We start from the raw sequence: 12232 nt of genomic DNA, 5'->3' as shown, positions 1-12232 counted from the left end.
TTTTTTCATCATTCTTTCTAACTTCTAATCTTATCCATTATAACACGTTTCAAGTTTGGACGCTCTTTTTTTGGAAATTAAATCGTTTTCACTTGACAAAAATTGGTCTATACCATATAATAAATATAGAAATATGGAGGATATAAAATGAAAGTTATAAAAGTTGAAAATCAAGTCGAAGGTGGAAAAGTAGCTTTTGAGATTTTGAAGGAAAAATTGGCCAATGGTGCTCAGACTCTAGGACTTGCGACAGGAAGTAGCCCGCTTGAATTTTACAAGGAAATCGTTGAGAGTGACCTTGATTTTTCAAATCTAACCAGTGTAAACCTCGATGAGTATGTAGGGCTTGATGGGGACAATCCACAGTCTTACCGTTACTTTATGCAAGAACACTTATTCAACCAAAAACCATTTAAAGAAAGCTTCTTACCCCGTGGGATTAAGGACAATGCTGAAGCTGAAGTGGAACGCTACAACCAAATTTTGGCTGATCATCCAGTTGATCTCCAAATTTTAGGAATCGGTCGCAATGGACATATCGGCTTTAACGAACCAGGCACTCCATTTGACAGTCAAACGCATCTAGTAGAACTTGATCAATCTACTATCGAAGCCAATGCTCGCTTCTTTGACAAGATTGAAGACGTTCCAACTCAAGCCATTTCAATGGGGATTAAAAATATCTTAGATGCCAAGTCAATTATTCTCTTTGCTTATGGTGAGTCAAAAGCAGAAGCCATCGCTGGAACAGTATCAGGCCCAGTAACTGAAAGTCTACCAGCAAGTAGCCTCCAAAACCACCCTGATGTGACTATTATCGCAGATGCAGCAGCGCTCAGCTTACTTGAAAAATAAAAATTACAAGAACCACTTGCTCTTTGGAGTGAGTGGTTTTTTACTTCAAATGTTCACTATCCTGCTAAAGTGGTATAATATAGCTATACAGGGGAGACTCGAACTTTGATTTATATAATCGGTTTTATTTGTTTTTTACTTTTAATGTTACTGTTTTCTCGTCTCATTCAGCAATCAAAGAACCCTTCGGGCTTTCTAGGAAAACGAATGATGAAATTGTGGAATAGAGCCTATCTCCCCATGTTTGTATGGGCAATTCGTCATATGGATAGAATATGTTACCCTGTAATCTTAGATGTAGGAGTTGGTAATGGTCGTTCAACCATCCTACTGAAAGAAACCTTTCCGCAAAGTACCATAACTGGAATCGATATTTCAGATACTGCAATAGCTCAAGCCAAACATATAGAGATGACTGATCTAAATTTTGAACGAAGAGACGTTAGGGAGACAGGATTTTCTGATGAAAGTTTCGATTTGATTACAGCTTTTCAAACTCATTTTCATTGGCGGGACCTAGAGGCCTCTTTTATGGAACTTCGAAGGATACTCAAATCAGACGGGATGCTCTTACTGGCTTGTGAGTATAACAAGTTGTCTTACTTTTTACCAGATGTCCAAAGCGAAGAAGCATTTAGACGATTCTTGTTATCAGTAGGGCTTGAGCTCGTAACTAGTCAAAGAAAGGGATCATGGATCCTTTATAAAATTGTTAAACATTAATGGAGGTACAATCATGAAACAATTATTTTTATGTTCATACTTTGCTGGAGTCAAAAAGCTTTTTAGCGATTATGCAAAGGAAAAGAATCTAGAAAATAAGGTTTTATTTATTCCTACCGCTGGGAACAAAGAGGACTATGCTGCCTATATCGATGAGGCTCAGCAAACATTCAGGGATTTAGGATTTGAGATAGAGGTTCTAGATATTGCTTCTTGTGATCGAGAAACTGCTCAGGCAAAGATTTTCCAAAGCAAGATTCTTTATATCTCAGGCGGGAATACCTTTTATTTATTACAAGAATTAAAGAAAAAACAACTCCTATCTCTTATCAAAGAGCAAATAAGAGATGGGCTGGTCTATGTGGGAGAATCAGCAGGAGCTATCATTACAGCCAAGGATATTGACTACAATAAACTCATGGATGACAAGACGGTAGCGAAAGAGTTATCTGATACAGCGGGATTGGATGAAGTGGATTTTTACATCCTTCCACATTATGGTGAGGAACCTTTTACTGATAGTAGCAAAAAGACCTTTGAAATGTATAAAAAGCAGCTTGAATTGCTACCGCTTCATAACCACCAAGCAATTATCGTTAACGATGAACAAATAGATATCTTAACAATAGAATAAAGATAATAAAGGTGTGGTTGGAAGAACATTAATATTTTGCCACTAAAATGATTAGAGGTTGATAACTCACTTAGCGAGAATTTGCTATGGATGAATTAATTTTACGAATTCAAGGAGAGAAAAGTTATGAAAATAAAAACGCTAGATAAAATAGGTGGGGTTATTTTCTTGTTTCTAACGATTGCTATCATTGTCGTTTTTTTATCAGATACGAGCTTTTTTGAGTGGGCATTTACTAGACACCAGAATACTCTGAGTTGGTATATTCGCCCTCTCTTTATTATTCCAATCGTAATGGGAGCTTATAAAAAATCCTATAGCCTGATTTTCTTTTCTATATTTTGCTTATTCACTAGTATGTTCTGGTTCCCAAAGCCGGAAATAGTTGATGTAAAAGTAATTGAATTTTTGAATTTTGAGAAGACTTATTTAACGAGTGGATGGAGTATTGAAAAAATTATCATTCTGGCGATGATTCTAGCATTTTTTACGGCGATTATATCCTTAACATGGAGTAGACGTTGGTATGGATTATTAGCAACGGTAGTAATTGGAGCGTTTCTGAAGGTTGCCCATAGTCTTTTATTTAGTGGAGGAAGTGGCATATCAATTGTGAAACCAGCGATTTTGGGCTTGATTCTCTGCATCTTAGTGATTTATTTCATCTTCAAAAGAAGAAAGTAAAAATAATAAAAGTTTATGGTCGCTTTCTCTTGACAATTATTCACTTTGTGTGTAAAATGGAATAGATCTTGAACTTGAAGGGAGTGAAAAAAATAGTCTAAAACAGTAGTACGTAAGAATGAATCTCTTGACGATGCACTTCGTCGTTTCAAACGTGCGGTTACTAAAGCTGGTACTCTTCAAGAAACACGCAAACGTGAATTCTATGAAAAACCTTCTGTAAAACGTAAACGTAAATCAGAAGCAGCTCGTAAACGTAAAAAATTCTAATTTGAAATGAAAGGCTAGAGAAATCTAGTCTTTTTATTTTTAAATAAATACTGTAAATCCTGCAAAAAAAGGAAATTTACTTCTACAATTTGATATAATAGTAGGGAGAACTCGATTGAAGGAGGAAATTATGTCGGTTTTAGTAAGAGATGTCATTGAAAAGCTCAGACTAGATATTGTCTATGGTGAAGGCGAGTTACTTGAAAAGGAAATCAACACTGCGGACATTATGAGACCAGGTCTTGAAATGACGGGCTATTTTGATTACTATACTCCAGAACGGATTCAACTGTTAGGGATGAAGGAGTGGTCCTATTTGGTCGCCATGCCTGCCCATAACCGTTATCAAGTTTTGAAGAAAATGTTTCTACCTGAAACACCTGCTGTCATCGTTGCTCGTGGCTTGGTAGTGCCAGAAGAAATGTTGAAAGCTGCTAGAGAATGTAAGATTGCGATTTTAACCAGTCGAACATCAACCAGTCGTTTATCTGGAGAGTTATCTAGCTACCTTGATTCCCGTTTAGCTGAACGTACGAGTGTGCATGGTGTCTTGATGGACATCTATGGCATGGGTGTCTTGATCCAAGGGGATAGTGGTATCGGTAAGAGTGAGACAGGTCTTGAGCTTGTGAAACGCGGACACCGTTTGGTAGCAGATGACCGTGTGGATATCTTTGCTAAGGATGAAATGACTCTTTGGGGAGAGCCCGCTGAAATATTGAAGCATTTACTTGAGATTCGTGGAGTGGGTATTATTGACGTGATGAGTCTCTACGGAGCAAGCGCTGTAAAAGATTCTTCACAAGTTCAGTTGGCTGTTTACTTGGAAAATTATGATACCCATAAGACCTTTGATCGTCTAGGAAACAATGCCGAAGAACTAGAAGTTTCTGGTGTAACGATTCCGCGTATCCGTATCCCAGTAAAAACAGGACGCAATATCTCTGTTGTTATTGAGGCGGCAGCTATGAACTATCGCGCTAAGGAAATGGGCTTTGATGCGACGCGTTTATTTGAAGAACGCTTGACTAATCTCATCTCCAAAAATGAGGTGAAAGATGATTAATCCAGTTGCATTTGAAATCGGTCCTTTTTCCATTCGTTGGTATGCTTTGTGTATTGTGGCTGGATTGGTCTTGGCTGTCTATCTTGCCATGAAAGAAGCTCCTAAAAAGAAAATCCTGTCAGATGATATTTTGGATTTTATCCTGATTGCTTTTCCAGTTGCGATTTTAGGTGCTAGACTATACTACGTACTCTTTCGCTTAGATTATTATCTTCAAAATCCAGGTGAAATCATCGCCATCTGGAATGGAGGTTTGGCCATTTATGGAGGTTTGATAGCGGGAGCTATTGTCCTTTATATCTTTGCGGATAGAAAACTCATCAATACTTGGGATTTCTTAGATATTGCAGCACCGAGCGTCATGGTTGCCCAAAGTTTAGGGCGCTGGGGGAATTTCTTTAACCAAGAAGCCTACGGTGCAGCTGTAGATAGTCTGGATTATTTGCCAGGCTTCATTCGTGATCAGATGTACATTGACGGTAGCTACCGTCAGCCGACCTTCCTATTCGAGTCGGTTTGGAATCTGGTTGGATTTGCTTTGATTCTGATTTTTAGAAGAAAATTAAAGGGAATCAGACGTGGTCATATCACTGCTTTCTACTTGATTTGGTATGGTTTTGGTCGTATGATCATAGAAGGAATGCGAACAGATAGTCTTATGTTCTTTGGACTGCGAGTGTCCCAATGGTTATCAGTTGTCCTCATTGGACTAGGTGTTTACATCATACTTTACCAAAATCGAAAGAAAGCCCCTTTCTATCATACTGAGGAGGAAAACTAAATGTTAGAAGTTGCCTATATTCTTGTTGCGATTGCTTTGATCGTTTGTTTAGTCTATCTGACGATCACCATTCAAAAAGCAGGTCGAATGATTGAGGAGACGGAGAAAACCATCAAAACCTTGTCTTCAGATGTAGATGTTACTTTACATCAGACCAATGAATTGTTGGCAAAAGTTAATGTCTTGGTAGACGATATCAATGTTAAGGTTGCGACGATCGACCCACTCTTTACAGCTGTAGCGGACTTGTCAGAGTCAGTATCTGATCTCAACCAACATGCCCGTGTTTTAGGTAAAAAAGCTTCATCAGCTGGTTCAAAGACCATTAAAACAGGTGCAAGCTTGTCCGCTCTTCGTTTCGCAAGTAAAATTTTCAAAAAATAAAAAAGGAGAAATCTTATGGGAAAACTATCCTCAATCCTTTTAGGAACGGTTTCTGGTGCTGCTCTTGCTTTGTTTTTGACGAGTGACAAGGGCAAGCAAGTTTGTAGTCAAGCTCAGGATTTTCTAGATGATTTGAGAGAAGATCCAGAATATGCTAGAGAGCAGGTTTGTGAGAAACTAACTGAAGTGAAGGAACAGGCAACGGATTTTGTGCTGAAAACAAAGGAACAAGTAGAATCTGGTGAAATCACTTTTGATAGTGTCCTTGACCAAGCCAAAACATGTGCTCGACAAGCGACAGAAGCGTCAAAGGAAACCTTTAACAATCTCAAGGAGCAGTGGCAAGAACAGTCAGCAACTTCAGACGTTGCTGAAGACCAAGAAGAAATCATCATCGATATTACTGAAGTATAAAGTATCACCATCTCTGGTTTTTGGAGATGGTGATTTTTATCTGCAAGTCTGTCTTTGTGGTATAATAAATACTATGCAGAAAAAACCAACGTCCGCCTATGTGCATATTCCCTTTTGCACACAGATTTGTTATTATTGCGACTTTTCAAAAGTTTTTATCAAGAATCAACCAGTAGATAGTTATCTGGAGCATCTGCTAGAAGAGTTTCGTTCTTATGATATCCAAAAGTTACGAACCCTCTACATTGGAGGTGGGACGCCAACGGCTTTGTCAGCTCCGCAATTAGAAGTGCTTCTGGATGGCTTGACTAAAAACCTAGATTTGTCTGTCTTGGAAGAGTTGACCATTGAGGCTAATCCAGGAGACTTAGATGCGGATAAAATTGCGGTTTTGAAACAGTCGCCAGTCAATCGTGTTTCCTTAGGTGTGCAGACTTTTGATGACAAAATGCTGAAAAAGATTGGGCGTAGTCACTTGGAGAAGGATATTTATGAAAATATCGACCGCCTCAAATTGGCTGGTTTTGACAATATCTCCATCGACCTAATCTATGCTCTTCCAGGTCAAACTATGGCTCAGGTCAAGGACAATGTAGCTAAGGCTATCTCGCTTGATATTCCTCATATGAGTCTTTATAGCTTGATTTTGGAAAATCATACGGTCTTTATGAACCGCATGAGACGTGGGAAATTGCCCCTACCCAAGGAAGAGTTAGAAGCGGAGATGTTTGAGTACATCATCGCAGAGCTTGAGCGAGCTGGTTTTGAGCATTATGAGATTTCGAATTTCTGCAAGCCTGGATTTGAAAGTCGCCACAATCTCATGTACTGGGACAATGCTGAGTATTATGGTATCGGTGCAGGTGCTTCAGGTTATGTGAACGGGGTACGTTATAAAAATCATGGTCCGATTCGCCACTATTTCAACGCAGTAGAGGCAGGAAATGCTCGGATTACAGAAGAACACCTGAGTCTAAGGGAGCAGATGGAAGAAGAAATGTTCCTAGGTCTACGGAAAAAATCTGGGGTTTCCATGGCACGATTTGAGGAAAAATTCGGACGGTCCTTTGATGGACTTTATGGAGAAATTGTCAAGGACTTGGTTCAACAAGGTCTTATGCAGATCGACGGTGATCGTGTCCGAATGACAAAGAGAGGTCTCTTTTTGGGAGACACTGTAGCAGAACGATTTATTTTGGAGTAGAACAATGGGCTTAACTTATCAAATGAAAATGAAAATTCCTTTTGATATGGCGGATATGAACGGTCATATCAAACTTCCAGATGTGATTTTGCTATCCTTGCAAGTATCAGGTATGCAGTCAATTGAGCTGGGAGTTAGCGACAAGGATATGTTAGAACGTTACAATTTAGTCTGGATTATTACAGACTATGCGATTGACGTGGTTCGCTTGCCTCGCTTTGCTGAAGAGATTACGATTGAAACAGAAGCGTTGACTTACAATCGTCTTTTTTGCTACCGCCGTTTCACTATTTATGATGAAGCAGGTCAAGAAATCATTCGCATGGTAGCAACCTTTGTTCTTATGGACAGAGACAGTCGTAAAGTTCATGCTGTCGAACCGGAGATTGTTGCTCCTTATCAGTCTGAGTTTGATAAAAAACTCATCCGTGGGCCAAAGTATGCAAATCTAGAAGATCCGATCAGTAAAGACTACCATGTTCGTTTTTACGACTTGGATATGAATGGTCATGTCAATAACAGCAAATATCTGGATTGGATTTTTGAAGTCATGGGACCAGATTTTTTGACCAAGTATATTCCAAAGAAAATCAATCTCAAATATGTCAAAGAAGTGCGACCAGGTGGCATGATTGCTTCAGCTTATGAACTCAAGGGACTAGAAAGTAAGCATGAGATTATCAGTGATGGCGAGATTAATGCCCAAGCTATGATTACGTGGCAAGAAATTGAAGCGAATTAGAAAGGACGATATGGCTTATAAAGGTTATTTAATTGATTTAGACGGGACTATTTACAAGGGGAAAGATCGAATTCCGGCAGGTGAGGCTTTTGTGCATGAATTGCAAAAGCGAGAGATTCCCTATCTCTTTGTGACTAATAACACAACTCGTACTCCTGAGAGTGTTCAAGAGATGCTGGCTGAGAATTTTAATATCGACACGCCTCTATCAACTGTTTATACAGCAACTCTGGCAACCATCGACTATATGAATGACTTGGGACTGGAAAAGACGGTCTATGTCATCGGAGAAGCTGGGCTCAAGAATGCCATTCAGGCAGCAGGTTATGTCGAAGACAAGCAAAATCCAGCCTATGTGGTCGTTGGACTGGACTGGCAAGTCGATTATGAAAAATTTGCGACGGCGACTCTAGCCATTCAAAAGGGGGCTCACTTTATCGGAACCAATCCAGACCTCAATATCCCGACGGAACGTGGTCTTTTGCCTGGTGCTGGTTCACTTGTAACTCTGCTTGAAGTGGCAACACGAGTGAAACCAGTTTATATTGGAAAACCAAATGCTATCATTATGGACAAGGCAGTTGAGCACTTAGGTTTGAAAAGAGAAGAATTGCTCATGGTTGGGGATAACTACCTGACAGATATCCGAGCAGGGATTGACAATGGCATTCCAACGCTTTTAGTGACAACAGGTTTCACCAAAGCAGAAGAAGTGGCTGATCTGCCTATCGCACCAACTCATGTCCTTTCTAGCCTTGCGGAGTGGAATTTTGATGAAAACTAAACTGACCTTTTGGGGAAGTATGCTCTTTCTCCTCTCCCTTTCTATCCTACTGACTATTTATCTGGCTTGGATTTTCTATCCTTTGGAGATTGAGTGGCTGAATTTAACGGATCGTGTCTTTCTAAAGCGAGAAACCATTCTGTATAACTTTCATATCTTGATGAATTACCTGACCAATCCTTTTAGTCAGGTCTTAGAGATGCCGGATTTTCGTTCTTCAGCGGCAGGCCTGCACCACTTTGCGGTGGTGAAGAACCTCTTTCACTTGGTTCAGCTAGTCACATTGGTGACACTGCCAAGTTTCTATTTCTTTGTTAAAAATATTGTAAAAAAAGGCTTTCTGCCCCTATATCGTAAAAGTATCCTGACCCTAGTGTTATTGCCTCTAGTCATTGGGCTTGTGGGAGTTTTGATTGGTTTTGAGCAATTCTTTACTCTTTTCCATCAGATTCTCTTTGTGGGAGATGATACCTGGCTTTTTGATCCCGCAAAGGATCCAGTTATTTTGATTTTACCAGAGACCTTCTTCCTCCATGCTTTCCTTCTCTTCTTTGGACTCTATGAAAGTTTCTTTGGTTTTCTTTATTTGAAAAGTCGTAGAATACTTTAATGTGTTGCATTGATAAAACAGAGATGAAGTTAAAAATTCTTACGAGGAGTGAATTAACTTCATTGGAATTGAGTAATTCGTTCGCATACAGTCTATTTTTCTAGAAAAAAAATAGGCTTTTTTCTAGAAATTGCTAGTCAAGCGCTTTATTTTTTTGTATAATAAGAATAGCAAAGTATAGATAAAGAAGAGAAAAGCATGATTACACTATTTTTATCACCGAGCTGTACATCATGTCGTAAGGCAAAGGCCTGGTTAGAGACGCATAAGGTGCCCTTTCAAGAGCATAATATTATGACCAGTCCTTTAACAAGAAAAGAATTGCAACACATTCTTTCCTTGACCGAAAATGGTACTGATGACATCATTTCAACTCGTTCAAAAATTTTCCAAAAATTGGATATTGATGTAGAGAGTATTTCGGTATCGGAGTTGCTTCAGTTGATTGAGCAATATCCTAGTCTTTTGCGTCGCCCAATTATTATAGATACCAAACGCATGCAGATCGGTTTTAATGAAGATGAGATTCGTGCTTTTCTCCCTCGTAGTTACCGTAAACAAGAATTGAAAGAAGCAACATTGAGAGCTGGTATTGGATAGATGAACAAACAGTATAGTTACCCACTAGATTTGTCGTGGAGCACTGAAGAACTTGCTTCAGTGCTTTCTTTTTTTAATGATGTTGAAGCTGCCTATGAAGACAAGGTAGAGGCTAAGAAACTGCTAGATTCCTATAAGGAATTTAAGTCTGTGGTCCCGAGCAAAAGTGAAGAAAAACGCCTAGGTCGCGAATTTGAGACGGCTAGCGGTTATTCCTTCTATCATGCAGTTCAATTAGCAAAAGAAAAAAGAGAAGGGAAGATTTCTCTTGGAAACTAAATTTGAATTTGCCAAGCAGATTGTGCAGGAAGCTGCTGCCTATATTTTGGCTCACATGCAAGAAGATTTGCAGGTTAAGCGCAAGTCTTCGCCTACAGACTTGGTGACGCGTTTGGATAAGGAGGTTCAGGATCTCTTGGTTGATCGGATCAAGTCCTCCTATCCTGAGGACTTGATTTGCGCGGAAGAGGGCTGTTTACGTGCTGCAGTCGGTCAAGGCTCCGTTTGGGTGATTGATCCCATTGACGGTACCAATAACTTTGTCGCCCAGCAGGAAGATTTTGCTGTTATGTTGGCCTATTTTGAGGATGGTGTGGGCAAATTTGGCGTCATTTATGATGTTATGAAAGGTGATTGTTACCATGGTGGTGGTGCCTTTCCTCCCTATCGTAATAATGAGCCCTTACCGACTTTTAAAAAGAAGCCTCTTCAAGAATTTTTAGTTGCCGGTAACTCAGGTATGTTTGAAACCAATGAGTGGGGCTTGGCGGATTTGGGGCGAGCAGCGTTGGGAGTCCGTGTTTACGGCAGTGCGGCCATTAGTTTTGCCAAGGTTTTATCGGGTCGCCTTCTGACTTATATTACCTACTTGCAGCCATGGGATTACGCTGCAGCCAGTATCTTAGGGGAAAGTCTGGGTTATCGTCTTCTTACAGTATCAGGTGAGCCCGCTGATTTTAAAACGCGCCAGCCTGTCATGATGGTGCCAATCGAGATGCAAGAAGAGATTCAGTCTTATATCTACGAAAGGAAAAAGAACTAAATGCAATTTCCAGAAGGATTTGTTGAAAAATATGAAGCGATACTAGAAGATGAGGCAAGAGACTTTCTTGCCTCTTTTAAACAAGAAGCAGTTTCGGCTTTTCGGGTCAATCCCTTAAAAGAAAGTCAGTTATCTTTTGCAGATACGATTCCCAATACACCTTGGGGGCATTATGGTAAGGTTTCTGGAAAGTTACCAGAGCACGCGACCGGTCTCGTTTATTCGCAAGAGCCTGCAGCCCAAATGGTGGCCCAGGTGGCTCAACCAAGTCCTGGTATGAAGGTCTTGGACTTGGCGGCAGCACCAGGTGGAAAATCCACGCAACTAGCAGCTTATCTGGCTAATCAGGGAGTCCTTGTTTCCAACGAAATTTCAAGCAAGCGTGCTAAAATTTTAGTGGAAAATATGGAGCGATTTGGAGCGACAAATGTTGTTGTAACCAACGAATCTGCTGACCGCTTGGCCAAGGTCTTTAAAAGTTATTTTGATGTGATTGTCCTTGATGCCCCTTGCTCGGGTGAGGGGATGTTCCGTAAACAACCAGATGCCATGGACTATTGGAACCTCGACTATCCGAGCCAATGTGCTAGTCTCCAAAAAGAAATCTTAGGAGACGCAGTGACTATGCTTGCAGAAGGTGGTCGTTTGATCTATTCGACCTGTACCTGGTCACCTGAGGAAAATGAAGAAATCGTCCACTGGTTGCTGGATACTTATGATTTTGAACTGCTTCCAGTCAAGCATGTGAATGGTATGGTAGCAGGAATTGACCTTCCTGAAACGGCTCGGATGTATCCTCATCATTTCAAGGGAGAAGGCCAGTTTGTTGCCCACCTGCAGTTTAAGGGACAAAACCCAGCACCTAAATTCAAGGCTAGCAAGAACAATCTCAGTCGTGAGCAACTGGCTTTGTGGCAAGAATTTGCCCAAAAACATCTCAAAACGTCCTTAACTGGTATCTTGCAGACCTTTGGAGACCAACTCTATCTCTTGCCAGAGATGTTACCTGATCTAGGGAAACTCAAAATTGCCCGAAATGGACTTCATCTGGGTACTTTTAAGAAGAAACGCTTCGAACCAAGCTTTGCTCTGGGATTAGCCTTAAAACCAAGTCAAGTACTACAAAGTGTCGAAATCAATGATGAGGACTTTGTGAAATATGTGGCTGGCGAGACTGTGCAGCTAGCTGAAAGTCTACCAAATGGATGGTATCAAGTTGTGGTTCAAGGTAACGGACTAGGCTTTGCCAAGGTAACGGGAAATGTTTTGAAAAATTATTATCCAAAAGGGCTTAGATTCAAGTGAAAAAGCTAGTCAAAGAATCTATTCTATGTTATATTGGAAGTATGAGTTTTTTCTGATAGCCTTTCATTTTTACTTATATTATGTGATGAACTGACTGGTCCCCGAGGGGGCTTCCAGCCTATAAATCGTAAACC

16 protein-coding genes and 1 pseudogene are annotated in these 12232 nt (G+C 40.2%); all 17 read left to right on the top strand.

The annotated features are described in order from the left end of the window. Positions 1-147: 147 nt before the first annotated feature. The 17 genes and pseudogenes from HMPREF9965_RS05920 (at position 148) to HMPREF9965_RS05845 (ending at position 12098) form a co-directional block, all read left to right on the top strand. The gene (locus HMPREF9965_RS05920) at positions 148-855 is read left to right on the top strand and encodes a glucosamine-6-phosphate deaminase (RefSeq protein WP_000864605.1); all 708 of its coding nucleotides are present in this window, start codon (positions 148-150) and stop codon (positions 853-855) included. 105 nt (positions 856-960) lie between these two features. Next, complete coding sequence (locus HMPREF9965_RS05915) at positions 961-1578, top strand: class I SAM-dependent methyltransferase (protein WP_004243386.1); 618 nt, start codon at positions 961-963, stop codon at positions 1576-1578. Between the two features lie 13 nt (positions 1579-1591). Continuing rightward, the gene (locus tag HMPREF9965_RS05910; RefSeq protein WP_000811171.1) at positions 1592-2212 is read left to right on the top strand and encodes a Type 1 glutamine amidotransferase-like domain-containing protein; all 621 of its coding nucleotides are present in this window, start codon (positions 1592-1594) and stop codon (positions 2210-2212) included. A gap of 126 nt (positions 2213-2338) precedes the next feature. After that, the gene (locus HMPREF9965_RS05905) at positions 2339-2896 is read left to right on the top strand and encodes a hypothetical protein (protein ID WP_000695597.1); all 558 of its coding nucleotides are present in this window, start codon (positions 2339-2341) and stop codon (positions 2894-2896) included. 96 nt (positions 2897-2992) lie between these two features. After that, a pseudogene (gene rpsU / locus HMPREF9965_RS0102320) lies at positions 2993-3166 on the top strand (30S ribosomal protein S21); the annotation flags it as partial. A 130-nt stretch (positions 3167-3296) separates the two neighbouring features. Further along, on the top strand, positions 3297-4232 hold the full coding sequence (gene hprK, locus HMPREF9965_RS05900; RefSeq protein WP_000115188.1) for an HPr(Ser) kinase/phosphatase: 936 nt from the start codon (positions 3297-3299) through the stop codon (positions 4230-4232). Further along, positions 4225-5013: a prolipoprotein diacylglyceryl transferase gene (gene lgt / locus HMPREF9965_RS05895; protein WP_000609723.1), complete on the top strand. Its 789-nt coding sequence runs from the start codon at positions 4225-4227 to the stop codon at positions 5011-5013. The genes hprK and lgt overlap by 8 nt, the downstream gene beginning before the upstream one ends. Next, the gene (locus HMPREF9965_RS05890; protein ID WP_000895035.1) at positions 5014-5397 is read left to right on the top strand and encodes a DUF948 domain-containing protein; all 384 of its coding nucleotides are present in this window, start codon (positions 5014-5016) and stop codon (positions 5395-5397) included. It abuts the gene before it with no gap. Between the two features lie 15 nt (positions 5398-5412). After that, the gene (locus HMPREF9965_RS05885; protein WP_000517392.1) at positions 5413-5811 is read left to right on the top strand and encodes a YtxH domain-containing protein; all 399 of its coding nucleotides are present in this window, start codon (positions 5413-5415) and stop codon (positions 5809-5811) included. Between the two features lie 73 nt (positions 5812-5884). Beyond that, positions 5885-7015 carry a radical SAM family heme chaperone HemW gene (gene hemW / locus HMPREF9965_RS05880; protein WP_001170086.1) on the top strand — a complete coding sequence of 377 codons (1131 nt, stop codon included), beginning with the start codon at positions 5885-5887 and terminating at the stop codon, positions 7013-7015. 4 nt (positions 7016-7019) lie between these two features. Further along, positions 7020-7757: an acyl-[acyl-carrier-protein] thioesterase gene (locus HMPREF9965_RS05875; RefSeq protein ID WP_000524787.1), complete on the top strand. Its 738-nt coding sequence runs from the start codon at positions 7020-7022 to the stop codon at positions 7755-7757. 10 nt (positions 7758-7767) lie between these two features. After that, a complete protein-coding gene (locus HMPREF9965_RS05870; protein ID WP_000323526.1) occupies positions 7768-8541 on the top strand; it encodes a TIGR01457 family HAD-type hydrolase in 774 nt (257 codons plus the stop codon). Then, the gene (locus HMPREF9965_RS05865; RefSeq protein WP_000850615.1) at positions 8531-9151 is read left to right on the top strand and encodes a TIGR01906 family membrane protein; all 621 of its coding nucleotides are present in this window, start codon (positions 8531-8533) and stop codon (positions 9149-9151) included. Before HMPREF9965_RS05870 ends, HMPREF9965_RS05865 begins: the two co-directional genes overlap by 11 nt. 198 nt (positions 9152-9349) lie before the next feature. Next, positions 9350-9751, top strand: a complete 402-nt coding sequence (locus HMPREF9965_RS05860) for a Spx/MgsR family RNA polymerase-binding regulatory protein (protein ID WP_000631261.1) — start codon at positions 9350-9352, stop codon at positions 9749-9751. Continuing rightward, positions 9752-10030 (top strand): UPF0223 family protein, encoded by a 279-nt coding sequence (locus HMPREF9965_RS05855; RefSeq protein ID WP_001041959.1) that lies wholly within the window; start codon positions 9752-9754, stop codon positions 10028-10030. Beyond that, positions 10020-10793 (top strand): inositol monophosphatase family protein, encoded by a 774-nt coding sequence (locus tag HMPREF9965_RS05850; protein WP_000448239.1) that lies wholly within the window; start codon positions 10020-10022, stop codon positions 10791-10793. Before HMPREF9965_RS05855 ends, HMPREF9965_RS05850 begins: the two co-directional genes overlap by 11 nt. Next, positions 10794-12098: an RsmF rRNA methyltransferase first C-terminal domain-containing protein gene (locus HMPREF9965_RS05845; RefSeq protein ID WP_001160242.1), complete on the top strand. Its 1305-nt coding sequence runs from the start codon at positions 10794-10796 to the stop codon at positions 12096-12098. It begins immediately after the preceding gene. Positions 12099-12232 lie beyond the last annotated feature (134 nt).

Source organism: Streptococcus mitis bv. 2 str. SK95, assembly GCF_000222705.1.
Classification (GTDB): domain Bacteria; phylum Bacillota; class Bacilli; order Lactobacillales; family Streptococcaceae; genus Streptococcus; species Streptococcus mitis_AY.
Note: the sequence above shows the minus strand (reverse complement) of the source record. Positions and strands in the feature narration are given on the sequence as shown.

Bases quoted from the DNA above. Each gene is read 5' to 3' on its own strand.
- HMPREF9965_RS05920 (WP_000864605.1), top strand. From the start codon at position 148: ATGAAAGTTATAAAAGTTGAAAATCAAGTCGAAGGTGGAAAAGTAGCT.
- HMPREF9965_RS05910 (WP_000811171.1), top strand. From the start codon at position 1,592: ATGAAACAATTATTTTTATGTTCATACTTTGCTGGAGTCAAAAAGCTT.
- HMPREF9965_RS05905 (WP_000695597.1), top strand. From the start codon at position 2,339: ATGAAAATAAAAACGCTAGATAAAATAGGTGGGGTTATTTTCTTGTTT.
- hprK (WP_000115188.1), top strand. From the start codon at position 3,297: ATGTCGGTTTTAGTAAGAGATGTCATTGAAAAGCTCAGACTAGATATT.
- lgt (WP_000609723.1), top strand. From the start codon at position 4,225: ATGATTAATCCAGTTGCATTTGAAATCGGTCCTTTTTCCATTCGTTGG.
- HMPREF9965_RS05890 (WP_000895035.1), top strand. From the start codon at position 5,014: ATGTTAGAAGTTGCCTATATTCTTGTTGCGATTGCTTTGATCGTTTGT.
- HMPREF9965_RS05885 (WP_000517392.1), top strand. From the start codon at position 5,413: ATGGGAAAACTATCCTCAATCCTTTTAGGAACGGTTTCTGGTGCTGCT.
- hemW (WP_001170086.1), top strand. From the start codon at position 5,885: ATGCAGAAAAAACCAACGTCCGCCTATGTGCATATTCCCTTTTGCACA.
- HMPREF9965_RS05875 (WP_000524787.1), top strand. From the start codon at position 7,020: ATGGGCTTAACTTATCAAATGAAAATGAAAATTCCTTTTGATATGGCG.
- HMPREF9965_RS05870 (WP_000323526.1), top strand. From the start codon at position 7,768: ATGGCTTATAAAGGTTATTTAATTGATTTAGACGGGACTATTTACAAG.
- HMPREF9965_RS05865 (WP_000850615.1), top strand. From the start codon at position 8,531: ATGAAAACTAAACTGACCTTTTGGGGAAGTATGCTCTTTCTCCTCTCC.
- HMPREF9965_RS05860 (WP_000631261.1), top strand. From the start codon at position 9,350: ATGATTACACTATTTTTATCACCGAGCTGTACATCATGTCGTAAGGCA.
- HMPREF9965_RS05855 (WP_001041959.1), top strand. From the start codon at position 9,752: ATGAACAAACAGTATAGTTACCCACTAGATTTGTCGTGGAGCACTGAA.
- HMPREF9965_RS05845 (WP_001160242.1), top strand. From the start codon at position 10,794: ATGCAATTTCCAGAAGGATTTGTTGAAAAATATGAAGCGATACTAGAA.